Below are 22,767 nucleotides of genomic sequence, written 5' to 3'. Positions count from 1 at the left end.
TGCGCAGAGGGCGGGTCAGCGGCCGGGGGAAACGGCGAGCCCGGGTGCCACGGGTACAGCCAGGTGACTGGGCGCCGGCGACGCCGCCACCGGCGGCACTGCCGGCGCCGGGCGTATCAACGCGGGAGCGGCGGAACCGCCGCGCAGATACGCCTGGAAGTGCCGGGCCCCGCCGGCCTGTTGCGGTGCCTGGCCCTGCGGCAGGGCGATCGGGAAGATCTTCAGCCCACTGCCGTACGCGGTCGGCGGCGCCGTGGGCGTACCCGTGGGCGTGCCCGTGGTGGCCCCCGCGGTCGTGGACAGCAGCGTCGTCTCCCCGCCCGTGCCCGAAGGGCTGCCCGTACTGCTGACCCCGCCGCCGACGCTGGTGGCGCCGCCCTGCCGACGGCTGCTGTCGGTGCCGCTCACCGGGGTGGTGGCCCTGGCCGGGGAGACCCCGCCGGTGCGCTCGCCCCTGGCGGTGGGCCCGGACGTGGCGTCCAGGGGGAGGGCGCCGCCGAGCGCGATCGCCGCCATCGACACGGCGCTCGCCGCGGCGAAGGCGAACCTGCGCTGCCTGCGCGGTCCGGAACGCTCGCCCTCCGGGCGGCCGACCTCGTGGATGCGGAAGCCCCGGTCACCGGAACCGCCGGGGAACATCCCCCGGTGGGCGCTCGGTGCCTCGTACTCGATCCGGCCGCCGAACCTCAGTCCGTCGTCCGCGGCGAAGACGCCGAGGGTGGCGTCCCCCGGTCTTCCCCGCCCGAACGGACCTCCCCGGTCCTCGTCGTCCAGGTCGCCCGAGCCGCCGGGAAGGCCCTGGAGGCGGGCCAGGAATCCCTCGGAGGGGCCAGGGGGTGCGCTGTGCGCGAAGACGTCCTTCAGCCTGCGCTGGGCGTCGGCCTCGGCCTTGCACTTGGCACAGGTCGCGAGGTGGGCCAGGACCCGCTCGCGCGAGTCGTGGTTCAACTCGCCGTCCACGAGGGCAGCGAGACGGTCCCCGAGGTGCTGTTCCGCCGGGGTGGGGCGTGACCCGCTCACCCGAGTCCGCCCTCTCCGACCGCCGCCGGGAAGACGCCTCCCGTCGCCGTGCCCACGGAGGCCATGGCGCGCTGCTCGGCGCGGGCCTCGGGGGAACGGTGCTTGAGCGCCTTGCGCAGGTGCGAGCGGCCGCGGTGGATGCGGCTGCGCACCGTGCCCAGCTTGACGCCCAGGGTGGCGGCGATCTCCTCGTAGGAAAGGCCCTCGATGTCGCAGAGCACGACCGCGGCACGGAACTCGGGCGCGAGGGTGTCCAGCGCCTGCTGCACGTCCGCGTCGAAGTGGGTGTCCTGGAAGGCCTGCTGGGGCGACGGGTCGCGGCTGGGCAGCCGCTCGGCCGCGTCGTCACCGAGCGAGTCGAAGCGGATGCGCTGCTTGCGGCGCACCATGTCCAGGAAGAGGTTGGTCGTGATCCGGTGCAGCCAGCCCTCGAAGGTGCCGGGCGTGTACGTCGACAGCGAGCGGAAGACCCGTACGAACACTTCCTGCGTCAGGTCCTCGGCGTCGTGCTGGTTGCCGGTGAGGCGGTACGCCAGGCGGTAGACGCGGGTGCTGTGCGTGCTGACGATCTCCTCCCAGGTGGGAGGGGTCCACGCCTCGTCGGCGTCAGAGAACTCTGCGAAGGTCGCCGTGGTGGAGGCGGAACGGTCAGCGGTGTCGGTCACGGATTTCGGCTCGCCCGCAGACCTGAGGAGACGCCTGAGCACTCCCCTCCGGTCACCGGCCGCAGCCGCACCTCCCCTGTCGGCTCTGGTGGTGTCCAGTGGAGCCCCTACCATAACCACCTCGCCCGTTAGCTCCGGATAAGAGTCTTTGCGTGAATTTTGGGTCCGTCGCCGGCCCCGGTGCCCGTGATCCATCGGTCCCCCCTGCACCTCATAACGACCGGTCCCATCTGCGAGTTCCCGACTCCAGCGGATACAGTCACCGTTGCGCCAACTACGGGGACAGGAGAGGGTCATTACCGCCAACCGGCAGACGAGCTGGGCGTTCGCCGACGCCTTTGTCGCCGAGGACGACACTCTGCACTGGGCCCGTGACCGGGCCCGGGACGCGGGCGTGCCCTCGGTGTCCCCGGGCACCGGCGCCGCGCTGCGGCTGCTGGCCGGGACGGCGGACGCCAAGGCGGTCGCCGAGATCGGTACGGGCACGGGCGTGTCCGGCATCTACCTGCTGCACGGCATGCGGCCCGACGGCGTACTGACCACCGTCGACCTGGAGCCGGAGCGGCAGGGCTTCGCCAAGCAGGCGTTCCGCTCGGCCGGCTTCGCCGGGAACCGGGCCCGCTTCATCCCCGGCCGTGCCCTGGACGTCCTGCCGCGTCTCGCGGACGGCGGGTACGACCTCGTCTTCTGCGACGGCGACCGGCTCGAATCGCTGGACTATCTCGCTGAATCGTTGCGTCTGCTGCGACCTGGTGGGCTGGTCTGCTTCGAGGGCGTCTTCGCGGACGGCCGCACGGTCGATTCGGCCTCCCAGCCCGCCGAGGTGCTGCGGCTGCGCGAACTGCTGCGGACCGTGCGGGAGTCGACGGAGCTGGTCTCCTCGCTGCTGCCGGTGGGCGACGGGCTGCTGTGCGCGGTGCGGCGCGGCTGAGGGGCCCGTGGGGCCCCGGCACCCCTCACGGGACCGGGAGCGCGCGTCCTCGTCACCGTACGAACGCAGAAACGCCACTGCCCCGGTTCACGCTCGCGCGTGGCCGGGGCAGTGGAGAGTTAAGAGCGCTATCCGCCTTCAGGCGTCAGCCGACGACCTTCTTCAGGGCGTCGCCGAGTGCATCGGCCTCGTCCGGAGTCAGCTCGACGACAAGTCGACCGCCGCCTTCGAGCGGAACGCGCATGACGATGCCCCGCCCCTCCTTGGTCACCTCGAGCGGGCCGTCGCCCGTCCGCGGCTTCATGGCCGCCATGCTCGTTCCCCTTCCTGAAACCAGCTCACGCAACCGACAACCCAGGTGTCACCGGCATCGAACACACTGCTTCCAGGCCATTATCCCGCATCGTTGGACCCAATGACCAACATCGGTGGGCATCGCTTGTGCAACGCGCAGCCACAAAACCGCCCAATTCGGCGATCCAGCTGCGATACTTCGCCGCTTCGCACCCGCCACAGGGGTCGGATTGTTTGACGCAGGTCACATGTCCAGCGTTCGAGATCTCCGCCATGCTGGCCTGTGCATGCCCACCGGCATGCCTTTTCCGGATGTGCTGAGGGGAACGACGATGGCCGACACCGTGCTCTACGAGGTGACCGACGGGCTCGCGACGATCACGATCAATCGTCCCGACGCCATGAACGCGTTGAACACCGAGGCCAAGGTCGCCCTCCGCGAAGCGGTGCAGGCGGCGGCCACCGACACGGCCGTACGGGCGGTGCTGCTGACGGCCACCGGCAAGGCCTTCTGCGTCGGCCAGGACCTCAAGGAACACGTCACCTCGCTGGCCGCCGACCGGGCCGCGGGCACCGGGCAGACGATGAGCACGGTGCAGGAGCACTACAACCCGGTCGTACGGGCGCTGACCGAGATGCCCAAGCCGGTCGTCGCCGGGATCAACGGGGTCGCGGCCGGCGCGGGCTTCGGCTTCGCACTCGCCGCCGACTACCGGATCGTCGCCGACACCGCCTCCTTCAACACGTCCTTCGCCGGGGTCGCACTGACCGCCGACTCGGGCGTGTCCTGGACGCTGCCGCGCCTCATCGGGCACGGCCGGGCCGCCGACCTGCTGTTCTTCCCGCGCTCGATCTCCGCTCAGGACGCCCTCGACCTGGGCATCGCCAACCGGGTCGTTGCGGCCGCCGCGCTCCCCGCCGAGGCGACGGCGGTGGCCCGCGCCCTGGCGGAGGGCCCGACCGTCGCGTACGCCGCGCTGAAGGCGTCGCTGGCGTACGGGGCCGATCACTCGCTGGGCGAGGCGCTGGAGAAGGAGGACGAACTGCAGACCCTGGCGGGCGCTTCGGAGGACCACGCGATCGCGGTGCAGGCGTTCATCGCCAAGCAGCGGCCGAGGTACCTCGGCCGCTGACCCTGCTCACTTCTTCTTCGTGCCGCCGCCCCGGGCGACGCAGTCGGCCAGGTGGTCGTCGACCAGGCCGCAGGCCTGCATCAGGGCGTACGCCGTGGTCGGGCCGACGAAACGGATGCCCCGCTTCTTGAGGTCCTTGGCCAGGGCCGTCGACTCCGGGGTGACGGCGGGCACGTCCGCGAGGGTGCGGGGCGCCGGGCGGCCCGCGCTCTCGGGGGCGTACGACCAGATCAGCCGGTCGAGTTCGCCCTCGGGCCAGTCGGCGAGCACCCGGGCGTTGGCGAGGGTCGCCTCGATCTTGGCGCGGTTGCGGATGATGCCGGGGTCGGCGAGCAGGCGGGCCGCGTCGTCGTCCGTGAACTTCGCCACTTCGGCGATCCGGAATCCGGCGAAGGCGGTACGGAAGCCCTCCCGGCGGCGCAGGATCGTCAGCCACGACAGACCGGACTGGAACGCCTCCAGGCAGAGGCGTTCGTAGAGCGCGTCGTCACCGTGGACCGGACGGCCCCACTCCGTGTCGTGGTACGCCGTGTAGTCCTCGGTGGACAGTCCCCAGGGACAGCGCAGTGCGCCGTCGGGACCGGGGGCGGTGGATCCGACGGGTGCACTCACGACTTGGGCTCCTCGGGCGAAACGACCTCGGACTGCCGCCGGGACTCGGGGGCGTGGGGCTGGGCGGCGCTGGACTCGGCGGCGGACGCGGTCCGGTCGTCGGGCTCCGGAGCCCGGACTTCCGGTGCCGCTTCCGGGGCCCGGGGGTCCGTGGCCCGTGCCCGGTCGGCGGGCTCTGACTGGCTCGGTTTGGTGAAGAGGTCCCGGCCGCCGACCGAGCCTGCCTGGGTGCCCGCGAGAGCCGCTTCCAGTTCGGCGATGCGGGAGTCGCGCTCCGCGAGTTCGGCGCCGACGCGGCCCAGTACGTCGTCCACGTCGGCCATCCGGTAGCCCCGCGGCGCCAGCGGCAGCCGCAGCGCCTCGATGTCGGCGCGGCCGATCGGGCGGGTCAGCGGCAGCGGATCGACCAGGTGGTCGGGGGCCGCCTCCGGGAGCGGACCCTCACCGCCGCCACCGACGACGGCGAGTGTCACCGCGGCGACGACCACCACCATCGCCAAGAGCAAGAACCAGAACACGAGCGTCTCCCCGGGCCACACCGAAACCGAACACGAAACCTTCCGGCCCCGATCGTGCCATGCGGGTACGACGGTTAAGGTCGCAGACGCCCGCCGGAGGTCCGGCAGGTGCCCGTTGACGAGGAGGAATGTTCGGATGCTGCGGCTGGGACGGCGTGTTTTCGAGACGCACGAGCCGGTGATCATGGCGATCGTGAACCGCACCCCGGACTCCTTCTACGACCAAGGAGCCACCTTCCGCGACGAGCCCGCACTGGCCCGGGTGGAGCAGGCGGTCTCCGAGGGCGCCGCCATCATCGACATCGGCGGGGTCAAGGCGGGCCCCGGCGAGGAGGTGACCGCCGAGGAGGAGGCGCGCCGCACGGTCGGCTTCGTCGCCGAGGTGCGGCGGCGCCATCCGGACGTGGTCATCAGCGTCGACACCTGGCGGCACGAGGTCGGCGAGGCCGTCTGCGAGGCCGGCGCTGACGTCCTCAACGACGCCTGGGGCGGGGTGGATCCGAAGCTGGCCGAGGTCGCGGCGCGCTACGACGTGGGCCTGGTGTGCACGCACGCGGGCGGGGCCGAGCCGCGTACCAGGCCGCACCGGGTGACGTACGAGGACGTCATGGCGGACATCCTCGACGTGACGGTGAGGCTGGCCGAACGGGCCGCGAAACTGGGCGTGCGGCGGGACGCGATCATGATCGACCCGGGGCACGACTTCGGGAAGAACACCCGGCACAGCCTGGAGGCCACCCGGCGGCTCGGCGAGATGGCCGCGACGGGGTGGCCGGTGCTGGTGTCCCTGTCGAACAAGGACTTCGTCGGCGAGACCCTGGACCGTCCGGTCAAGGAACGGGTCATCGGGACGCTGGCCACCACCGCCGTGTCCGCCTGGCTGGGCGCCCAGGTGTACCGGGTGCACGAGGTGGCGGAGACCCGGCAGGTGCTGGACATGGTGGCGTCCATCGCGGGCCACCGGGCCCCGGCGGTGGCCCGCCGGGGTCTGGCGTAGCCGCGCCGCTACTTGGAGGTCTCCTTGCTGACCAGGGCGACCGCCTCGTCCACGTCGTCCGTGACGTGGAAGAGCAGCAGGTCCCTCTCCGACGCCTTGCCCTGGGCGATGACCGTGTCCCGCAGCCAGTCGACCAGGCCGCCCCAGTACTCCGTGCCGAACAGGACGATCGGGAAGCGGGTGACCTTGCGGGTCTGCACCAGGGTCAGTGCTTCGAAGAGCTCGTCGAGGGTGCCGAGGCCGCCGGGGAGGACCACGAACCCCTGGGCGTACTTGACGAACATTGTCTTTCTGACGAAGAAGTAGCGGAAGTTCACCCCGATGTCGACGTGCGGGTTGAGCCCCTGCTCGAAGGGGAGCTCGATGCCGAGGCCGACGGAGACTCCGTTGGCCTCCCTGGCGCCCTTGTTGGCGGCCTCCATCGCGCCGGGGCCGCCGCCCGTGATCACCGCGAAGCCCGCCTCGACGAGCGCGCGGCCGATCCGTACGCCCGACTCGTACTCGGGGGTGCCCGCCGGGGTCCTGGCCGAGCCGAACACGCTGATCGCGCTGGGGAGTTCGGCCAGTGCGCCGAAGCCCTCCACGAATTCGGACTGGATGCGCATGACCCGCCACGGGTCGGTGTGCACCCACTCGGTGTCGCTGCCCTCGGTGTCCAGCAGGCGCTGGTCGGTGGTGCCGGGCTGGATCTGGTCCCGGCGGCGCACGACCGGACCGAGCCTCTGCTCCTCGGGCGTCCGTCCCTCTTCAGGATGCGTCATGCCGTACTCCCTCCGCTGCCGTGCGTTGTCCGGTCAGATTAGGTCCCCTGATGTGACGAATGATGAAATTCAGGCCGACAGCCAGGCGTGGAGTCGTTCCTCGGCGTGATGGATCCTGGCCACCTCGACGCGCTCGTCGCGCTTGTGGGCGAGCAGCGGGTCGCCGGGGCCGTAGTTCACCGCCGGTACGCCGACGGCGCTGAAGCGGGCCACGTCCGTCCAGCCGAACTTGGGCTTCGCCGTACCGCCGACGGCCTTCATGAAGGCGGCGGCGGAGGGGTGGGAGAGGCCGGGCATGGCGGCGGGCGAGTGGTCGTCGATGACGAACTCGGCGATGTCGCAGTCGGCGAACACCTCGCGGACGTGGGCGATCGCCTCGTCCCCCGAAATGTCGGGCGCGTAGCGGTAGTTGACGGTGACCGTGCAGGCGTCGGGGATGACGTTGTTGGCGACGCCCGCCTCGATGCGGACCGCGTTGAGGCCCTCGTGGTACTCCAGGCCGTCGATGACGGGGCGGCGCGGCTCGTACGCGGCGAGCCTGGCCAGGATCGGGCCCGCCTTGTGCGCCGCGTTGGAGCCCATCCAGCTGCGCGCGGTGTGGGCGCGTTCGCCGGTGGTACGGAGGTGGACGCGCAGGGTGCCCTGGCAGCCGCCCTCGACCTCGCCGTAGGAGGGTTCGAGGAGCACCGCGAAGTCGCCCGCGAGCCAGTCGGGGTGGGCCTCGGCGACGTGGCCGAGGCCGTTGAGGTGGGCGGCGACCTCTTCGTTGTCGTAGAAGACGAAGGTGAGGTCGCGGTTGGGTGCGGTGACGGTGGCGGCCATCCGGAGCTGGAGCGCGACGCCCGACTTCATGTCGCTGGTGCCGCAGCCCCACAGCACGCCGTCGTCGTCCAGCCGCGAGGGGACGTTGTCGGCGATCGGGACGGTGTCGATGTGTCCGGCGAGGATCACCCGCTCGGGCAGACCCAGGTGCGTACGGGCGACGACGTTGTTCCCGTGGCGGTCGACGGTCAGGTGCGGGAGCGTGCGCAGCGCCTGCTCGACGGCGTCGGCGAGGGGCTTCTCGGTGCCGCTCACGGACGGGAAGTCGACGAGCTGTGCGGTGAGCTCGGCGGCGTTGAGGCCGAGGTCGAGGGTGCGGCCGGGTGTGAGGTCGGCAGCGAGGTCATCAGTGGTGTCGGGCATGCGTCCGACCCTATTCCCACCCTCCAGTACCTTGGCCCTGTGCCTCAGCTCCCCCCTCACTCCCCGCTCCGTGGCCGCCCCCTCCGTCTTGCCGCGGGTGTCGTCGTCCTGCTGGCGCTGGCCGGATACGTGGCGGCGCAGTACCTGGGCGGCAAACCCGCCGACACCCGCTGTGTGGTGCTCGGCGGCGACGGTACGCGGGCCAGTGGCGCCCGGTACGAGCTGACCGCCGAGCAGGCCGTCAACGCCGCGGTGATCTCCCACGTCGGTACCCAGCGGGGCATGCCGGAGCGCGCGGTGACCATCGCCCTGGCGACCGCCCTCCAGGAGTCGGCGCTGCGCAACATCCGGCACGGCGACCGCGATTCGCTCGGCCTCTTCCAACAGCGGCCCTCGCAGGGCTGGGGCACCGGCGAGCAGATCCTCGACCCCGCGTACTCGGCTTCCCGCTTCTACCAGCACCTCACCGAGGTGCCCGGCTACTCGCGGCTGCCGCTGACGGTGGCCGCGCAGCGGGTGCAGAAGAGCGGTTTCCCGCAGGCGTACGCGAAGCACGAGCCGGACGCGGCACTGCTGGCCTCGGCGTTGACCGGCCGTACGCCCGCGTCTCTTTCGTGTGACGCCCGCAACGGCGGTACGGACGGCGAACCCGGCGATCCGGCGAAGGTACGGAAGGAACTGACCGCGGCGTTCGGCGCGGGCGTCGTCCCCGCGCAGCCGTCCGGCACCGCGGGCTCCCCCGCGAGCGCCCGGGTCGTCGTCGTACCGGTGACCGGGGTACGCAGCACCGACGGCGCGTACGGCCCCGGCGAGCCGCGCGGCTGGGAGCTGGCGCACTGGGCGATGGCCCACTCCGCCGAGCTCAGCATCACCCGCATCACGTACGCGGGCCGCGAGTGGAACTCCCAGCGGGCGAAGCAGGGCTGGCAGCGGCTGCCCGGCGCGGCGGGCAAGAGCCCGGCGGGTGCCGGCGAGGTCCGGATCAGCACCGCCGGCTGACGCCCGGCCCGTCCCACCTGCGCCTCTCCCACCGGACAACTGGCCGATAACGGGCAGATCACTCGCGGGTCACCGGTCGATCACCGAGCGATCACCCGTCCGCCCCTTCACTCGAAGGGGGCAGTCGGCCGCCCCGGAACCGCCCGGCCGGTGCCACCACGGGCCAGCCGTGCACCGGTCACCCGATTCCCTTGGGAATCAAGGGAAGAACCCCCGTCGCGCCGCCCTCCGGCGCGACTCGTTTGCCCGTTTATATCCATGGTGGACGAGGCCCCGCCTTGCAAACTCTTTACCTTCCCGCACCGCAACCTCCCCCGCCCTCCCAGCGGTTGTCATGGCGTCCGATCGCCGGACAGACAACGTCCGCACCGGACGCCACCACGTCTTCTCCCGCTAAGGAGCACCATGTCTCTCCCCCTGGCTCGTCGGATCGCCCGCGCCGCCCTGCTCGGCGCCGCAGGCGCCGTGTCCGTGGTCGGTGCCGCCGGCTCCGCCAGCGCGGTCGACCTCCCCGCCGCCCCGAACCTCGGCGGCCTGACCGCGCTGGACGGCGCCGGTCTCGGCGACACCGTCGACGGTGCGTCGCAGAAGGCCTCGAACGTGGCGGGCGACACCGGCAGCGCGGCCGTGAAGAAGGCCGTCCCGGCCGCCGGCAAGACCGTCGGCAAGGCCGGCAAGACCGCCACCCCCGCCGCCCAGAAGGCCGCCGGTGACGTCGCGGGCAGCACCGGCGACGTGCTCGGCGAGACCGCCAAGACCGCGACCGAGGGCGGCCTGCCCACCGGTGGTCTGCCCACGGGCGGTCTGCCCACCGGTGGCCTGCCCGGCGCCGACACCCTGCCGGTCAAGGGCCTGCCGCTCGGCTAGTCCGTACGACCCGCACACAGCGCGGAGGGGCCCCGGGAGCGCGAACTCCCGGGGCCCCTTCGCGTGCGCAGGGCACTTCGCCGAGGTCAGGCCAGCCGTGCGACCGCCGCGGCGACCCGCTCGTCGGTGGCCGTCAGGGCTACCCGTACGAACTGCTCGCCGGCCTCCCCGTAGAAGTCGCCGGGCGCGACCAGGATGCCCAGGCCGGCCAGGTGCGCGACGGTCTGCCAGCAGTTCTCGCCCCGGGTGACCCACAGGTAGAGGCTGGCCTCGCTGTGCTCGATGCGGAAGCCGTGGGCTTCGAGCGCGGTGCGCAGGGCGGTGCGGCGGGCCGCGTACCTGGCGCGCTGCTCGGCCACGTGCGTGTCGTCGCCGAGCGCGACGGCGGTGGCCGCCTGCACCGGGGCCGCGGTCATCATGCCGCCGTGCTTGCGCAACTGGAGCAGATCGCCGAGCACGGCCGCGTCACCGGCGATGAACGCCGCCCGGTAGCCCGCCAGGTTGGAGCGCTTGGAGAGCGAGTGGACCGCGATGATCCCGTCGAACGAGCCGCCGCAGACGTCCTCGTGCAGCACGGAGACCGGGTCGGCCTCCCAGCCCAGCTCCAGGTAGCACTCGTCGGCGACCAGCAGCACGCCGTGCTCGCGCGCCCAGGCCACGATCCGGGTCAGCTCGTCCTTGCCGATGACCTTGCCGGTCGGGTTGGAGGGCGAGTTGAGCCAGAGCAGCTTGAGGCGGGCGGGGTCCAGGTCGGCGATCGGGTCGTCGTAGACCACCGACTCGGCGCGGGCCAGGCGGGCGCCCACGTCGTACGTCGGGTAGGCGAGCCGGGGGAAGGCGACCTGGTCGCCCTCGCCGAGCCCGAGCTGGGTCGGCAGCCAGGCCACCAGCTCCTTGGAGCCGACCACCGGCAGCACGTTGACGTGCTCCGCCTCCTTCGCGCCGAGCCGCCCGCGCACCCAGCCCACCAGCGCGTCACGCAGTTCGACCGTGCCCCAGACCGTCGGATAGCCCGGCGAGTCCGCCGCCGCGACGAGGGCCTTCTGGATCAGCTCGGGGACCGGGTCCACGGGGGTGCCGACGGACAGGTCGACGATGCCGTCGGGGTGGGCCGCGGCCGTCTTCTTGTAGGGCTCCAGCTTGTCCCAGGGGAAGGTGGGAAGGCGGTCGGTGACTGAGGACACGGCTTTCACTTTCTCGTACGTACGAGGACGGATCGGGCGGCACCCTTCGGTGCCGACAAACGCCTCGGTCCCGTACGGCACAGAAGGCCGTACGGGACCGGGGCGACGCTCTGGAGCGCGCGGACGCCTACTGGTTCTGCGGCGGCAGCGCGGCGATGAAGGCGTGGTCGCGCTCGATCAGGCCCAGCTTGGAGGCACCACCGGGCGAACCGAGCTCGTCGAAGAACTCGACGTTCGCCTTGTAGTAGTCCTTCCACTCCTCGGGGGTGTCGTCCTCGTAGAAGATGGCCTCGACCGGGCAGACCGGCTCACAGGCACCACAGTCGACGCATTCGTCCGGGTGGATGTACAAGGACCGGGAGCCCTCGTAGATGCAGTCGACCGGGCACTCCTCGATGCACGCCTTGTCCTTGACGTCGACACAAGGCTGCGCGATGACGTAGGTCACGCTGTCGTTCCTCCTCGATAGGGCGCGGCGGGCCGAGCTCTCCGGCTCCGTCCACGGGCGCGCGGGAGCGCGGCGTCGTGCGATGCCCGCACCTAGTATCTCCGTTCCCGGACACGATCCGAACAGGAGGGGTGGAGAGAGCTGTGGAATTCACTGCCGGCGGACAACTTGAGGTACGCGTGACGCCGGAGGACGTGGGCAAACGGGTATCAGTCCGGCGCTTGACCGGGGACTCTGCTGCGGGTTCGCGGTTCACGGACGTGGTCGGCGTTCTCACTTCGTGGACCGCCGGTGTGCTCTCGATCACACGAAGGAGTGGCGAGACGGTGCGGGTCGACGAAAGGTCGCTGGTCGCGGGGAAGGTGGTGCCCGCGGCACCGGCGAGACGGCGCGGCCCGGCGGCGGATTTCGCGGAGCTGGCGGGCGTGCAGGCGCGCGCCTGGCAGCCGGTCGAGAGCGAGCGGCTCGGTGAGTGGACGCTGCGGGCGGCAGTCCAGGAGGTGCCGCGCGAAGCGCGTCCGGGAGGGGCGGTGGCCGGGAGACGGGTGGGCTTCACCCGGCGGGCCAATTCGGTGCTGCCGCTGGGGGATCCGGGGCGGCCGCTGGACGAGGCGCTGGCGTACGTACGGAAGTGGTACGCGGAGCGGGGTCTTCCGGCGTACGTCCAGGTGGCCACCGGGGCGGCGGGGACGCAGGAGGTGCTGGGGGCCGAACTGGACTCGCGCGGCTGGGTCCTTGAGGTCTCGGCGGAGGTACGGACCGGTGCGCTGGCTCCGGTCGGGGACCTGGACGCCGGTGCCGTGGAGGTGGTCCTCTCCCGGGTGCCGGACGACGCGTGGATGTCGCGGTACCAGCGGTTCTCGGAGCCGGGGGCGCACGTCGGGCAGGTGCTGGGCAGTGGGCCCTCCGTGTGGTTCGCGACGGTGGCGCGGGGCGGTGCGGCGCCGCTCGCCATCGGGCGGTGTGTGGTGGACGGGCGATGGGCCGGGTTCTCCGCCGTGGAGGTCGATCCGGAGCACCGGCGGCAGGGGCTGGCGAAGGCCGTCATGGCCGTACTGGCGCGCCGGGCGCTCGACGAGGGCGCCTCGGCCGCGTGGCTCCAGGTGGAGTCGGACAACCACGGGGCGCATGCGCTCTACGACGGGATGGGTTTCACGACCCATCACCGCTACCACCACTACCGATCCGCGTAGAGCGGGTACGAGGCGGACATGGCCGACGACGACATTCCGATGGATGCGGAACTGGATGCGGAACTTCCGGACTGGCGTGGCCGGTTCGCCGAGGAGGCGCGGGCCGGGCAGCCCGACCTCGCGACGCTGTGCCTGCTGATCGGTGCGGTGGCCGACCCCGGGCTGGGGCAGTCGGGGGTCGACGAGGCGCAGATCGAACTCGACCGGCTGGCCGGGCTGTTGCCGTTCCGCCCGGCCGGACCGAGGTCGTGGGCGACGGCGCTGCGGGAACTGCTGGGCGCGGGCTGCGGTTTCGAGGGCACCCCCGGTGACTACCGCCGGCTGGAGTCCTCGCTCCTCCCCGAGGTGCTGCGGCGCCGCCGGGGGCTGCCGATCCTGCTGTCCGTGGTGTGGATGGAGGTGGCCAGGCGGGCCGGGGCCCCCGTCTACGGGGTGGCCCTGCCGGGCCACTTCGTGGTGGGCTTCGGCAAGCCGGACGGCGGCCCCGGCCAGCACGTACTGGCCGACCCCTTCGACGGCGGCCGGCTGCTGACCGGGGCGGACACCGAGCTTCTGGTGGCGGGCGCGACGGGCGAGCCGCTGGATCCGGCGATGCTGCGGGCCGCGGACCCCCTGGAGATCGTGCTCCGGGTCCTCAACAACATCCGCGCCTGGGCCGCCGCCCGCCCCGAACGGACCGACGTCCAGCTGTGGGCCGTCGAACTCTCCCTGCTGCTGCCCGCCCACCCGGCCCGACTGCGCTACGAGCGGGCGCAGTTGCTCGTGCAGCGCGGGGACTTCCTGGGCGGGGCCCAGGATCTGGAGGCGTACGCGGACGTGGTGGAGGCGGTGGAACCGGGGGCGGCGGAGGCGATCCGGGGCAGGGCCAGGGGGGCGCGGGCGCGGCTCAACTGAGGGGCAGGGGCGGCCCTTTCGAGGGCTCCGCTACAGCCAGCCCTTTTCCCGGGCCGCGCGGACCGCTTCCGCCCGGTTGCGGGTGGCGAGTTTCTGGATGGCGGTGGAGAGGTAGTTGCGGACCGTGCCCTGCGAGAGCCGGAGGGCGGTGGCGATCTCCGCGTTGGTCGAGCCGTCCTCCGCCGCGCGCAGGACGTCCCGTTCGCGGTCCGTGAGGGGGTTCGCGCCCCCGGCCAGGGCCGCCGCCGCGAGCGTGGGGTCGATGACCCGCTCTCCCGCGAGCACCTTGCGGACGGCGGCGGCGAGCTGGGCCGCGGGGGCGTCCTTGACCAGGAACGCCCCGGCGCCCGCCTCCATCGCCGCACGGAGGTAACCGGGCCGGCCGAAGGTCGTGAGGACCACCACCTTCACCTCCGGCAGCCGCGCCGTCAGTTGCGCCGCCGCCTCGATGCCCGTCATCCCCGGCATCTCGATGTCCAGCAGCGCGACGTCCACCGCCGCCTCCCGCGCCGCCGCCAGCACCTCGTCGCCCCGCGCCACCTGGGCGACCACCTCGATGTCCGGTTCCAGGCCGAGCAGTGCGGCCAGCGCCTCGCGGACCATCGACTGGTCCTCGGCGAGCAGGACCCGGATCGTATTGCTGCTGGTCATGAGGCGGATCCTAGAGGGACCCTGGCCGTCAGGGTGTGGCCGGGGGAAGCGGAGGAGGGGGCGGAGGCGGCGGAGGTGGCGAGCGTGCCGCCCACGGCGGCGAGGCGTTCGGCCATTCCCGTCAGGCCGTTGCCGGGGCGCCGGCTGCCGCCCGGGGCACCCTTGCCGTCGTCCTCGACGGTGAGTTCCAGGAACGGTCCTTCCAGGGTCTGGGCCGTCCGCAGCCGCACCGTGCAGTTCCGCGCGCCACTGTGCCGTACGACATTGGTCACCGCCTCCCGCAGCGCCCAGGCGAGCGCCTCCTCCCGTTCGGGCGGTACGCCGGTGAGGAGGTCCGCCGGCTCGGTCGGTGCCGACACCGCCACGCCCGCCGCCAGCAACGCCGTCCGGGCACCGGCGACTTCGCTCGCGAGGGTGGCGCGGCGGTAGCCGGACACCGCCTCCCGTACGTCGACCAGGGCCTGTCGGCTGACCTTCTCGATGTCGGCGACCTGCTGGGCGGCCTGTTCCGGGTGGTCGGGCAGCATCCGGCCTGCCAGTTCGCTCTTGAGGGTGACCAGGGAGAGGGAGTGGCCGAGCAGGTCGTGCAGGTCGCGGGCGAGGCGCAGGCGTTCCTCGTTGGCGGCGAGCTGGGCGACGGTGGCGCGGGCCTCGCGCAGTTCGATGGTGGTGCGGATGAGGTGGCGTACGCCGGTCATGGTGAACCCGGCGAGGAGGGCCGCGAGGGCGTTGCCGGTGAGGGCGTCCGCCGTCACGCCCTCGTACAGGCCGAGCGCGCACATCACCGCGGTGGCGGCGGGCACGGTCCAGCGGGCGAGGGCGAACGGCAGGGAGACGCCCGCCGACACGGCGACGTACACGAACAGCACCAGCCAGGGCGGGCCCAGGGTCAGCGACAGGACGGCGGCGAGTACGCCGAGCGTGGACAGCACGGCCACGGTGGCGGGGCGGGCCAGCGGGCTGCTGCTGTTGTAGCGGAAGATCAGGACGAGGTAGACGCCGATGAAGGCGAGCAGGCCCAACGTGCCCGCCACCAGGGCGGGGGCGGTGTGGCGGCCGGCCAGCAGGTCCCGTACCGGGGCGCTCATGAAGACCAGCCAGATGCTGACGAAGAGCAGCTTGTTCAGGATCTGGCGGCGGTTGGTGGGGCGGACGCCGATCGACACGAAGGCCTGCTCGCCCTCGGCGTCGAAGGGGACGCTGTCGGTGCCGCGCGGGAGCGTGCCGGAGCCCGGCCCGGTGGGGGTGCCACCGGCCGGGCCGGAGATCGGGTGGGTGTTCTTCACGCCTTCAGGGTGTCCTTCCGGTACAGCCAGGCCGCTCCCGCGGCGAACAGCACAAAGTATCCGGCGAGGGTCGCCACGTCCTGGGCGCCGGGAGCGTTGCCCAGCACCACGGACTGGCCCAGACCGGCGTACGCGTGTGTGGGCAGCCACTCGGATACGTTCTGGAGCCACTGCGGGTAGATCGTGGCGGGCATCCACAGGCCGCCCAGGATCGACAGGCCGAAGTAGATGATCATGGTGATCGGGCGGACCGCGTCGCCGGTGAACAGGTAGCCGAGGGCCACGCCCAGCGCCGCGAAGCACAGGCTGCCGAGCCAGATCACCGCGGTGAGGGCGAGCCACTGCCAGGTCCGGAGGTGTACGTCCTTGGTGAAGGAGCCGACGACGAAGACCACCACGATGGAGGGCAGCGTGACGACTCCCGCGCCCGCGATCTTCGCGAGGACGTAGCCCCGGCCGGGCAGTGCGGTGAGCCGCAGCTGGCGGGTCCAGCCCTTCTCGCGCTCCTTGGCGATGCGCTCGCTGTTGCCCATCAGGACGGTGGTCAGCGCGCCGAAGGAGGCCATGGCGACGACGTAGAACGCTCCCATGCTCAGGTCGGTGTGCGGGACCTTTCCGTTGCCCTGCGGGCCCGCGATCATCAGGAAGAGGGCGGAGGGGTAGATCACCGAGAAGAACAGGAACTTCTTGTTCCGCAGGGACCTGCGGATTTCCAGGGAGATGAGCGCCTTCATGCTGCTGCGGCCTCCTCGGCCTCGGTGATCGCGACGAATGCCTGCTCCAGGCCGAGGCCGGAGACTTCGAGGTTCTGGGGGTAGAGGCCACGGGCGTAGACGGCGTGGACGGTGGCGTCGGCGTCGTGGGACTGGATGCGGACGGTGCGTCCCGAGACGTCGAGGCGGGCCAGGGCGGGCAGGTCGCGCAGGACCGCTTCGTCGACCGGGCCGTGGTCCTGACCGGCCGCCAGGTCGAAGGTGACCCGGCGGGCGCCCGCCCTGGCCTTGATCTCGGCGGCGGTCCCGTCGGCGAGCAGGCGGCCCCTGTGCAGTACCAGGACCCGGTCGGCGACGGCGTCGGCCTCTTCCAGGTAGTGGGTGGCGAACAGCACCGTGCGGCCCTGGTCGGCCTCCTCCTTCATCGTCGCCCAGAAGGCGTGCCGGGCGGAGACGTCCATTCCGGTGGTGGGCTCGTCGAGGACGATCAGGTCCGAGGCGCCCGCGGTGGCGAGTGCGAAGCGGACGCGCTGTTCCTGGCCGCCGGAGAGCTTGTCGACCATCCGGTCGGCGATGGCAGTGACGCCCGCGCGGGCCAGCACGTCGGCGACGGCGTACGGGCGGGGGTGCAACGCGCAGGCCAGGGCGACCAGTTCGCGCACCCGGACCTCCTCCATCAGTCCGCCGCTCTGCAGCATCGCGCCGACCTTGCCGGTCTCGATGGCCTGCCGGGGCGGGCCGCCGAAGAGCGAGACCGTGCCGGAGTCGGGCTGCTTGAGGCCGAGCAGCAGGTCGAGGGTGCTGGACTTGCCGGCGCCGTTGGGGCCGAGGAGGGCGACGGTCTCGCCGGGGTGGAGATCGAGGGAGAGGTCGGCGACGGCCCGTACCTTGCCGTAGCTCTTGTTCACCCCGTCGAAGTGGACCGCTGTCGTTTTCATGCCTCCAGCTTCGCGAGCGGCGCGCTCGCGCGGCAGGGTCGGCCGTCCGGTCTTCGCCATGACAGATGTCATGGTCACAGGGGTGACGGAGCACGCCGAAGCCCCCGCTCCCTCTCGGGGAACGGGGGCTTCCGGGGGCTTTCGGGGGCCGTTACGAGGGGTCGAGGTCGATCGTCTGCGTGCGCTCCGCCCGGGTCTTGCCGACCAGGGCGATCCGCATCGCGTTGCGGATGTCCTCCATGGCGACGGGGTGCTTCTTGCCGTCCGCCTTGGTGATCATGACGTTGTCGAAGGTGCTGCCGCAGAGCTCCTTCATGGCCGCCAGGTCGTAGACCTCGATCAGCTTCCCGTTGATGGGCTTCACTGAAAGGATCTTCGGCAGCGACTTCGCGGGGCCGAAGTCGATCTTCTGGCCGCCGGCCTTGATCGTGATGAGGTCGGACATGGCGGGCTCGGCGAACTTCTTCATGACGCGGTCGAGTTCGGCCTGCGTGATCGTCGGTTCCTTGGCGACGACCGGCAGTTCGACGGGGACCGTCTTGCCGCTCTGCACCTGGGTGCGGTAGGCGTCGCGCACCTTCTGCATCGACGCCTTGACGTCAAGTGTCTTGCCCGGCTTGCCCGGTACGGCGGTGGCCTTGCCCGGGGTGAAGGTGATGGTCCCTTCGGACGCGGTGCCCGACGTACCCGCGAGGGAGGTCAGCGCGACGCTGAGCTTCTCCTCGTCGACCGGGATCACCGGCTCCGCGACGCGCTCGCCGCCGAACAGCGAGCCGACCACGGAGACCGGGTTGTAGTCGCTGCCCGCCGCGCCGCGCACGGTCTCCTGGCTGTCCAGGGAGAGGCCCGCGTTGCCTGGGGCGAGTTCGGTCTTGCGGCCGTCGACGGTCAGCTGGAGCGGCAGTCCGGCGCGCTTGCCGAGGGCCGCGTCCAGCTTGACGACCGCCTCGTCGCGGGTGCCGCCGCCGATGTCGACGCCGAGGACCGTGGTCCCCTTCGGTACGTCGGAGTGGTTGAGCAGCAGTCCCGCGCCGTAGACGCCACCGGCGATGACGACCACCCCGGCCACCAGCAGGACCAGCTTGGAGCGGCCCTTCTTGGCGGGCGCGGCGGGCTTCGGCGCGGGCGGCGGCGCAGCTGCCTCGTTGCGTACGGGGCCGCCGGGGGCGCCGGGCCCGAGGTCGGCGGCGCCCGGCGGGTCGGGCAGCCGGGGAGTGAGGTTGGGTCCGCTCGGGAAGGAGGCGCGCGGCCCCTCCGGCTGGACCACCGGAACACCGCTGGTGAGGGTGTCGCCGGAGACGTACCCGGGCGGCACCATGGGGCCGGGGCCCGGCGCACCGGTCTGCGGCAGGTCGTCGCGCGGGTCGGTCTGCGGGGTGAGGACGGCGGTGTCGTCGGTGATGCCGCCGTCGCCGTTCGTCCCGCTCATCGGGGGGTTCGTACCGTACGGAGACGGAGACGCGGACGGAGACGGAGCAGCCTGCCAGCCCCGGCCCGGCTGCCCGCCCGCCCGGGGGGACTTGGCGTCCGGCCACGGACTCGAAGCGGAACCCGGACCGGAAGGAGAACCGGAAGCAGGTCCGGCACTCGGGCCCGAGCCCGGACCGGCGCCGGGACCGGACGGAGCGGCCGGACGCGGTGTCCGGGTCTCCAGCGCGCTGATCCCGCTGACCGGACCGGTCGTCGGCCCGGAGGGGCCGCCGGAACCCGCAGCTCCGGCCCCGGCTCCGGCCCCGGCCCCGGCGCCCTTGCCGTCCGTGAAGTACGGCAGCCCGTCGCGCTGTCCGCCGCCCTGGCTGCCCGCATCCGGCGCACCGGCGGGCGTGGCGGGCGAAGGCTGCGGCGTCACGGGGGACTTGCGGGGTGCGAACCAGTCACTGGTCGGCTTCTCGTCGCCGGAGCCCGAGCCGGATCCGGAGCCAGAACCGGAACCCGATGCGGAACCCGCACCACCGGCCCCGTCGGCACCCTTGTCCCGCACGGTCGCGCCCTGTACCCGCGTCGGCAGCGGCGGCTGCCCGGACGCGGTCGTCGGAGCGTCGGCCGCACCCGGGGCGGACTCGGAGCCGGAACCGTAGGACCCGGAAGCGGCGGACGACGGCGCGGCGGACAGCGGCTCCGAGGGCGGCCAGGCCGTCTCCCCGGTGGTCTCGTTCGACGCCCCGCCCGACGACCCGTCAGCATCGGCTTCGGCGTCCGCCATCGGCTTGCGCATGACGACCGGCGGGATGGGACGCGACCCGGGGATGTTGATCCGGATCCGCGTCGTCAGCGTCGTCTCGGTCCTGGGCTCGTCCGACTCGGGCACGTCCGAAGGCTCGTCGTGCGCGGCCGCGTCGAGGCCGCCCGGTCCTTCCGGGTGCAGCGAGGGGTACGGGCTGGACCCGTACGGGGTCGACCCGGAGGGGTACGCGGTTCCACCGCGCCCCTGCGCGCCGGAGGACGAACTGTCAGTTTCACGACTCAAGGCAGGTTCTCCCGGTTGGCTCCACCGCCCGATTCTCTTGACCATGTGCTGCGGGCGGCTCGGCGGCGCGCACCACCATACTGGCCGCCGCCGACACGCACCCCCGCGGCCGTGGAACGGGCACTGCCCGCACGGCCGGGGCGAAGCGGTCGGCGGTCGGGATCCACGGGCGGAATCCCGGCGGAAATCACAGAAGGAAGTGGTACGTCACTTCCCAAGTCGGGCGGCGGAGGAGCCTGGTTGCGGCAACTGCGGCATGGTGGCACAGATCACAGCCAGTGCGATGCCGCCGAGGAGGAAGACGCTCGCGACGGTACCGCCGCCGATGAGGCTGTCGCCCTCCGTGCGGCCCGTGGTGCCCAGGAGCACGGCGGCGGTCCAGCCGATGCCGGGCGCCAGCGCCCCGGTTCGGGTGCCCAGCGCGTACGTCCCTCCGTAGAAGAGGCCGCCGGCGGCGAGCAGGGCGAGGAGCAGCCCGAGGGGGACCAGGGCGCCGGAGACGAGCGCGCCCGCGATCCCGGTGACGACTCCCACGACGAACAGCGCGACATAGAGGGGAGCGCGCTTCCAGTTGATCTCCACGGTCATGACCGCGCCCCCGTGACCTGCGCGAAGAGGTCGGTCTCCCGGGCGGCCCCGTCCTCTTCCTCCGTACGGGGCGGGTGCACCCGCTCGTAGTACTCGGTGGTGAAGAGCGGCTGGGCGAGCGCGTTGGAGAGCAGGAACCACGGTTCGTGGACGGTGATCTGCGTGGCGTGCGCGCGCATCGCGGCGGCCTTCGCGGCGCCGTACGCCGAACCGTCGATCTCGGTGGTGAGGTGCTCCTCGTCGACCACGCCGGGGACCTCGTCGATCGGCGCGATGCCGGGGAAGCCGGGGTCCTCTTCGCGCAGCCGGGCGAAGGCGGCCTCGGCGACGGGGCGGGCGACCCGGTTCCAGTACACCTTCTCGACCGCATACGGAACGCCGAAATCCGGCCGGTAGGTGGGTTCGGCCGCGAGTTCGGCCGCGCGCATGGCGACGCGGTGCGCCTGGATGTGGTCGGGGTGGCCGTAGCCGCCGTCCGGGTCGTACGTGATCAGGACCTGGGGCCGCACCTCCCGGATCACCTCGACGAGGTAGGGGGCCGCGGAGTCGACCTCGGCGTGCCAGAAGGCGCCCTCGCGGTGGTTCTGCGGGGCGCCCATCATGCCGGAGTCGCGGAAGTGGCCGGGCCCGCCGAGGAAGCGGTGGTCGGTGACCCCCAGCTCCTTCATCGCGTCGGCCAGCTCGACGGCCCGGTACGGGCCGAGCGCGTCGTCCCGGTCGGCGGCGAGGTGGGCCAGCTCGGGCGGAATGATCTCGCCCTCCTCGCCCAGGGTGCAGGTCACCAGGGTGACCTGCGCTCCCTCGGCCGCGTACTTGGCCATGGTGGCGCCGTTGTTGATCGACTCGTCGTCGGGGTGCGCGTGCACCAGGAGCAGACGACGGGTGGGGAGCTCGGTCATGGGAACAGCGTACGAGGTGCCGGGCCCGCGGTCGGAAGCGGAAGGCCGGCAGGGGAGGTCAGAAGCGGAGGTCAGAAGTGGAAGCCGCCCAGGACCCCCGCGACGTTCGTGGTGACGTCCTTGATGGTGGGGGCGATGGACGAGCTGGCGAGATAGAAGCCGAGCAGCATGCAGACCACCGCGTGTCCGGCTTTGAGTCCGGATTTCCGGACCAGCAGGAAGACGATGATCGCCAGCAGCACCACCGCCGAGATCGAGAGTGCCATGGCGGTTCACCTCCACTTAACTACGGTCGGAACACGGGCAGCACAACAGGTGCCAGCAGGCCTATACCCACCTAGCGCTACGGATCATAACTATCCGCTTCCACGCATTGATCGGTGCACGGCAGCACGAGGGGCGCACAAGGGGCGGGCAGTTGGGGATCGTGGCCGGAAATCGCCCCTGAGCGGGGTGGAGTTGGGCCCGCTCGCGGTGGGTGCGGGGCGTCTACCAGCCCGGGGGGCGCGAGGACGGCGGGGGCGGACCGAAGCCGCCGCCCGCGCCCCCCGTGCCGCCCGCGCCGCTCACGGGCCCGTATCCGTAGCCGTCGTAGACATTGGGCGCCAGCCTGGGGCCCTCACCGACCGGCTCGCCCCGCCTGCCCATCACCAGGGCCACCACTCCCCCGACGAGCACCGCCAGCACCCACCAGCCCACGGTCAGCTGTTCGACGAGGCCGAGGCCGTCGAAGTGCGCGAACAGGTCGGTGCGGACCGCGGCCGACACCCCGGCCGCCCCGCCCACGCCCACCAGCGCCGCCGTCACCAGGGCGCACGGCCGCGAGTGCACCGCGCCCGCGAGCGCGCCGACCGCACCGGTCAGCGCGAGGACGGTGACGACGAGGGCCGCCCACCCCGCGGGCATGCCGAGCAGCGGGAGGGCTCCGCCGCCGCCGGTGAAGCGCTCGGCGTACAGGGAGAAGTCGCCGGGGGTACGGGTGAAGGCGTACACCTCCCAGGCCGCCGTGATCACCCCGGCGGCCCCCAGGAGCAGGAACGCGGTGATGCCCGCGCCCCGCCCCGGCCGAGTGGGTCCGGTGCCGGGGGTGCGTACGGGACGGCGTCCGGCGGCGACCACGATCAGCAGCGCGGCGGCCAGTCCGAGCGCCACGAAGGTCGAGACCATGGCCCGCATGCGCAGTCCGTGCGGATACACCTCCGCGAATCCTTCGACCCACAGGGCGGGCGCGCGGACGGCGAGGGTGACCAGTCCGGTCACCGCCAGGGCGGGTGCGGCGACCCGCGAGCGGAGCACCGCGAGGGCGACGACGACGTACACCGCGAGCAGGATCAGGTCGTGGAGCGTGGTCGCGGTGAGGAAGCGGTCCGGGCCGCTGCCCGCCCAGGCCCACCACAGCCGGTCGGGGTCCTCCACGAGGCGGAGGTCGCGGCCGATCCACAGGGCCGTGAGGAGGGCGAGGAGGAGAGTCACCCCGCTCCCCGTGAACCGTGCACCGCGCGCGAGTGACTGAGGCTGCCCCGT

The 22,767-nt window shown here is 72.4% G+C and carries 25 protein-coding genes; 7 read left to right on the top strand and 18 right to left on the bottom strand.

The window, feature by feature from the left end; translation table 11 throughout:
- Nucleotides 1-15: 15 nt before the first annotated feature.
- Nucleotides 16-1,020: an anti-sigma factor family protein gene (locus ACZ5PB_RS31795; protein ID WP_468695938.1), complete on the bottom strand. Its 1,005-nt coding sequence runs from the start codon at nt 1,018-1,020 to the stop codon at nt 16-18.
- Nucleotides 1,017-1,799, bottom strand: a complete 783-nt coding sequence (sigE, locus tag ACZ5PB_RS31790) for an RNA polymerase sigma factor SigE (RefSeq protein ID WP_468695937.1) — start codon at nt 1,797-1,799, stop codon at nt 1,017-1,019. Before sigE ends, ACZ5PB_RS31795 begins: the two co-directional genes overlap by 4 nt.
- A 151-nt stretch (nt 1,800-1,950) precedes the next feature.
- Here sigE and ACZ5PB_RS31785 point away from each other — a divergent pair, with 151 nt between their 5' ends.
- Nucleotides 1,951-2,616: an O-methyltransferase gene (locus ACZ5PB_RS31785; protein WP_468695936.1), complete on the top strand. Its 666-nt coding sequence runs from the start codon at nt 1,951-1,953 to the stop codon at nt 2,614-2,616.
- Nucleotides 2,617-2,761: 145 nt separating this feature from the next.
- On the opposite strand, the gene ACZ5PB_RS31780 is transcribed toward ACZ5PB_RS31785, so the two are convergent.
- Nucleotides 2,762-2,929, bottom strand: coding sequence for a DUF3117 domain-containing protein (locus ACZ5PB_RS31780; RefSeq protein ID WP_003966491.1), 168 nt, complete (start codon nt 2,927-2,929; stop codon nt 2,762-2,764).
- A 313-nt stretch (nt 2,930-3,242) separates the two neighbouring features.
- On the opposite strand from ACZ5PB_RS31780, the gene chcB reads away from it, so the two are divergent.
- A complete protein-coding gene (chcB, locus tag ACZ5PB_RS31775) occupies nt 3,243-4,043 on the top strand; it encodes a 2-cyclohexenylcarbonyl CoA isomerase (RefSeq protein WP_468695935.1) in 801 nt (266 codons plus the stop codon).
- Between the two features lie 6 nt (nt 4,044-4,049).
- Here the strand turns inward: chcB and ACZ5PB_RS31770 are convergent, their stop codons facing one another.
- Together ACZ5PB_RS31770 and ACZ5PB_RS31765 are read right to left on the bottom strand one after the other, a co-directional pair.
- A complete protein-coding gene (locus ACZ5PB_RS31770; protein ID WP_468695934.1) occupies nt 4,050-4,655 on the bottom strand; it encodes a DNA-3-methyladenine glycosylase I in 606 nt (201 codons plus the stop codon).
- The gene (locus ACZ5PB_RS31765) at nt 4,652-5,173 is read right to left on the bottom strand and encodes a DivIVA domain-containing protein (protein WP_468695933.1); all 522 of its coding nucleotides are present in this window, start codon (nt 5,171-5,173) and stop codon (nt 4,652-4,654) included. Before ACZ5PB_RS31765 ends, ACZ5PB_RS31770 begins: the two co-directional genes overlap by 4 nt.
- Before the next feature lie 136 nt (nt 5,174-5,309).
- Between ACZ5PB_RS31765 and folP the strand changes: the two genes are divergently transcribed.
- Nucleotides 5,310-6,170: a dihydropteroate synthase gene (gene folP, locus ACZ5PB_RS31760; protein WP_468695932.1), complete on the top strand. Its 861-nt coding sequence runs from the start codon at nt 5,310-5,312 to the stop codon at nt 6,168-6,170.
- A gap of 8 nt (nt 6,171-6,178) precedes the next feature.
- Here the strand turns inward: folP and ACZ5PB_RS31755 are convergent, their stop codons facing one another.
- A complete protein-coding gene (locus tag ACZ5PB_RS31755; protein ID WP_468695929.1) occupies nt 6,179-6,931 on the bottom strand; it encodes an LOG family protein in 753 nt (250 codons plus the stop codon).
- A gap of 69 nt (nt 6,932-7,000) precedes the next feature.
- A complete protein-coding gene (dapE, locus tag ACZ5PB_RS31750) occupies nt 7,001-8,116 on the bottom strand; it encodes a succinyl-diaminopimelate desuccinylase (protein ID WP_468695928.1) in 1,116 nt (371 codons plus the stop codon).
- 39 nt (nt 8,117-8,155) lie between these two features.
- Here dapE and ACZ5PB_RS31745 point away from each other — a divergent pair, with 39 nt between their 5' ends.
- Both ACZ5PB_RS31745 and ACZ5PB_RS31740 read left to right on the top strand, forming a co-directional pair.
- Nucleotides 8,156-9,115: a VldE C-terminal domain-containing protein gene (locus ACZ5PB_RS31745; protein ID WP_468695927.1), complete on the top strand. Its 960-nt coding sequence runs from the start codon at nt 8,156-8,158 to the stop codon at nt 9,113-9,115.
- Between the two features lie 405 nt (nt 9,116-9,520).
- A complete protein-coding gene (locus ACZ5PB_RS31740) occupies nt 9,521-9,982 on the top strand; it encodes an ATP-binding protein (RefSeq protein WP_468695926.1) in 462 nt (153 codons plus the stop codon).
- A gap of 86 nt (nt 9,983-10,068) precedes the next feature.
- On the opposite strand, the gene dapC is transcribed toward ACZ5PB_RS31740, so the two are convergent.
- Entirely contained in the window at nt 10,069-11,166 is a 1,098-nt protein-coding gene (dapC, locus tag ACZ5PB_RS31735) for a succinyldiaminopimelate transaminase (protein ID WP_468695925.1), read from the bottom strand.
- A gap of 127 nt (nt 11,167-11,293) precedes the next feature.
- Complete coding sequence (gene fdxA, locus ACZ5PB_RS31730) at nt 11,294-11,614, bottom strand: ferredoxin (RefSeq protein WP_030573070.1); 321 nt, start codon at nt 11,612-11,614, stop codon at nt 11,294-11,296.
- A 143-nt stretch (nt 11,615-11,757) separates the two neighbouring features.
- On the opposite strand from fdxA, the gene ACZ5PB_RS31725 reads away from it, so the two are divergent.
- On the top strand, nt 11,758-12,807 hold the full coding sequence (locus ACZ5PB_RS31725; protein ID WP_468695923.1) for a GNAT family N-acetyltransferase: 1,050 nt from the start codon (nt 11,758-11,760) through the stop codon (nt 12,805-12,807).
- A gap of 18 nt (nt 12,808-12,825) precedes the next feature.
- The gene (locus ACZ5PB_RS31720; protein WP_468695922.1) at nt 12,826-13,701 is read left to right on the top strand and encodes a transglutaminase family protein; all 876 of its coding nucleotides are present in this window, start codon (nt 12,826-12,828) and stop codon (nt 13,699-13,701) included.
- Nucleotides 13,702-13,731: 30 nt separating this feature from the next.
- On the opposite strand, the gene ACZ5PB_RS31715 is transcribed toward ACZ5PB_RS31720, so the two are convergent.
- The 9 genes from ACZ5PB_RS31715 to ACZ5PB_RS31675 form a co-directional block, all read right to left on the bottom strand.
- Nucleotides 13,732-14,352: a response regulator gene (locus ACZ5PB_RS31715; protein WP_468695921.1), complete on the bottom strand. Its 621-nt coding sequence runs from the start codon at nt 14,350-14,352 to the stop codon at nt 13,732-13,734.
- Complete coding sequence (locus tag ACZ5PB_RS31710; protein WP_468696166.1) at nt 14,349-15,518, bottom strand: sensor histidine kinase; 1,170 nt, start codon at nt 15,516-15,518, stop codon at nt 14,349-14,351. Before ACZ5PB_RS31710 ends, ACZ5PB_RS31715 begins: the two co-directional genes overlap by 4 nt.
- Before the next feature lie 116 nt (nt 15,519-15,634).
- Nucleotides 15,635-16,372 (bottom strand): ABC transporter permease, encoded by a 738-nt coding sequence (locus ACZ5PB_RS31705; protein ID WP_468695920.1) that lies wholly within the window; start codon nt 16,370-16,372, stop codon nt 15,635-15,637.
- Complete coding sequence (locus ACZ5PB_RS31700; protein ID WP_468695918.1) at nt 16,369-17,289, bottom strand: ABC transporter ATP-binding protein; 921 nt, start codon at nt 17,287-17,289, stop codon at nt 16,369-16,371. Before ACZ5PB_RS31700 ends, ACZ5PB_RS31705 begins: the two co-directional genes overlap by 4 nt.
- A 151-nt stretch (nt 17,290-17,440) precedes the next feature.
- Complete coding sequence (locus ACZ5PB_RS31695; protein ID WP_468695917.1) at nt 17,441-19,756, bottom strand: peptidoglycan binding domain-containing protein; 2,316 nt, start codon at nt 19,754-19,756, stop codon at nt 17,441-17,443.
- A 207-nt stretch (nt 19,757-19,963) separates the two neighbouring features.
- Nucleotides 19,964-20,344: a DUF6113 family protein gene (locus tag ACZ5PB_RS31690; RefSeq protein WP_468695915.1), complete on the bottom strand. Its 381-nt coding sequence runs from the start codon at nt 20,342-20,344 to the stop codon at nt 19,964-19,966.
- Nucleotides 20,341-21,243, bottom strand: coding sequence for an N-acetyl-1-D-myo-inositol-2-amino-2-deoxy-alpha-D-glucopyranoside deacetylase (gene mshB, locus ACZ5PB_RS31685; RefSeq protein WP_468695914.1), 903 nt, complete (start codon nt 21,241-21,243; stop codon nt 20,341-20,343). Before mshB ends, ACZ5PB_RS31690 begins: the two co-directional genes overlap by 4 nt.
- 71 nt (nt 21,244-21,314) lie before the next feature.
- Entirely contained in the window at nt 21,315-21,509 is a 195-nt protein-coding gene (locus ACZ5PB_RS31680; protein WP_384346292.1) for a hypothetical protein, read from the bottom strand.
- 223 nt (nt 21,510-21,732) lie between these two features.
- The gene (locus tag ACZ5PB_RS31675) at nt 21,733-22,716 is read right to left on the bottom strand and encodes a hypothetical protein (protein ID WP_468695912.1); all 984 of its coding nucleotides are present in this window, start codon (nt 22,714-22,716) and stop codon (nt 21,733-21,735) included.
- Between the last annotated feature and the right edge of the window lie 51 nt (nt 22,717-22,767).

Source organism: Streptomyces sp. NPDC032721 (assembly GCF_055579625.1).
Note: the sequence above shows the minus strand (reverse complement) of the source record. Positions and strands in the feature narration are given on the sequence as shown.

What these genes read in the sequence shown, in the direction of transcription:
- ACZ5PB_RS31680 (WP_384346292.1), bottom strand. Translation starts at nt 21,509, where the DNA reads ATGGCACTCTCGATCTCGGCGGTGGTGCTGCTGGCGATCATCGTCTTC.
- ACZ5PB_RS31700 (WP_468695918.1), bottom strand. Translation starts at nt 17,289, where the DNA reads ATGAAAACGACAGCGGTCCACTTCGACGGGGTGAACAAGAGCTACGGC.
- folP (WP_468695932.1), top strand. Translation starts at nt 5,310, where the DNA reads ATGCTGCGGCTGGGACGGCGTGTTTTCGAGACGCACGAGCCGGTGATC.
- sigE (WP_468695937.1), bottom strand. Translation starts at nt 1,799, where the DNA reads ATGGTAGGGGCTCCACTGGACACCACCAGAGCCGACAGGGGAGGTGCG.
- ACZ5PB_RS31720 (WP_468695922.1), top strand. Translation starts at nt 12,826, where the DNA reads ATGGCCGACGACGACATTCCGATGGATGCGGAACTGGATGCGGAACTT.
- dapE (WP_468695928.1), bottom strand. Translation starts at nt 8,116, where the DNA reads ATGCCCGACACCACTGATGACCTCGCTGCCGACCTCACACCCGGCCGC.
- ACZ5PB_RS31690 (WP_468695915.1), bottom strand. Translation starts at nt 20,344, where the DNA reads ATGACCGTGGAGATCAACTGGAAGCGCGCTCCCCTCTATGTCGCGCTG.
- ACZ5PB_RS31715 (WP_468695921.1), bottom strand. Translation starts at nt 14,352, where the DNA reads ATGACCAGCAGCAATACGATCCGGGTCCTGCTCGCCGAGGACCAGTCG.
- mshB (WP_468695914.1), bottom strand. Translation starts at nt 21,243, where the DNA reads ATGACCGAGCTCCCCACCCGTCGTCTGCTCCTGGTGCACGCGCACCCC.
- ACZ5PB_RS31780 (WP_003966491.1), bottom strand. Translation starts at nt 2,929, where the DNA reads ATGGCGGCCATGAAGCCGCGGACGGGCGACGGCCCGCTCGAGGTGACC.
- chcB (WP_468695935.1), top strand. Translation starts at nt 3,243, where the DNA reads ATGGCCGACACCGTGCTCTACGAGGTGACCGACGGGCTCGCGACGATC.
- ACZ5PB_RS31755 (WP_468695929.1), bottom strand. Translation starts at nt 6,931, where the DNA reads ATGACGCATCCTGAAGAGGGACGGACGCCCGAGGAGCAGAGGCTCGGT.
- ACZ5PB_RS31705 (WP_468695920.1), bottom strand. Translation starts at nt 16,372, where the DNA reads ATGAAGGCGCTCATCTCCCTGGAAATCCGCAGGTCCCTGCGGAACAAG.
- ACZ5PB_RS31740 (WP_468695926.1), top strand. Translation starts at nt 9,521, where the DNA reads ATGTCTCTCCCCCTGGCTCGTCGGATCGCCCGCGCCGCCCTGCTCGGC.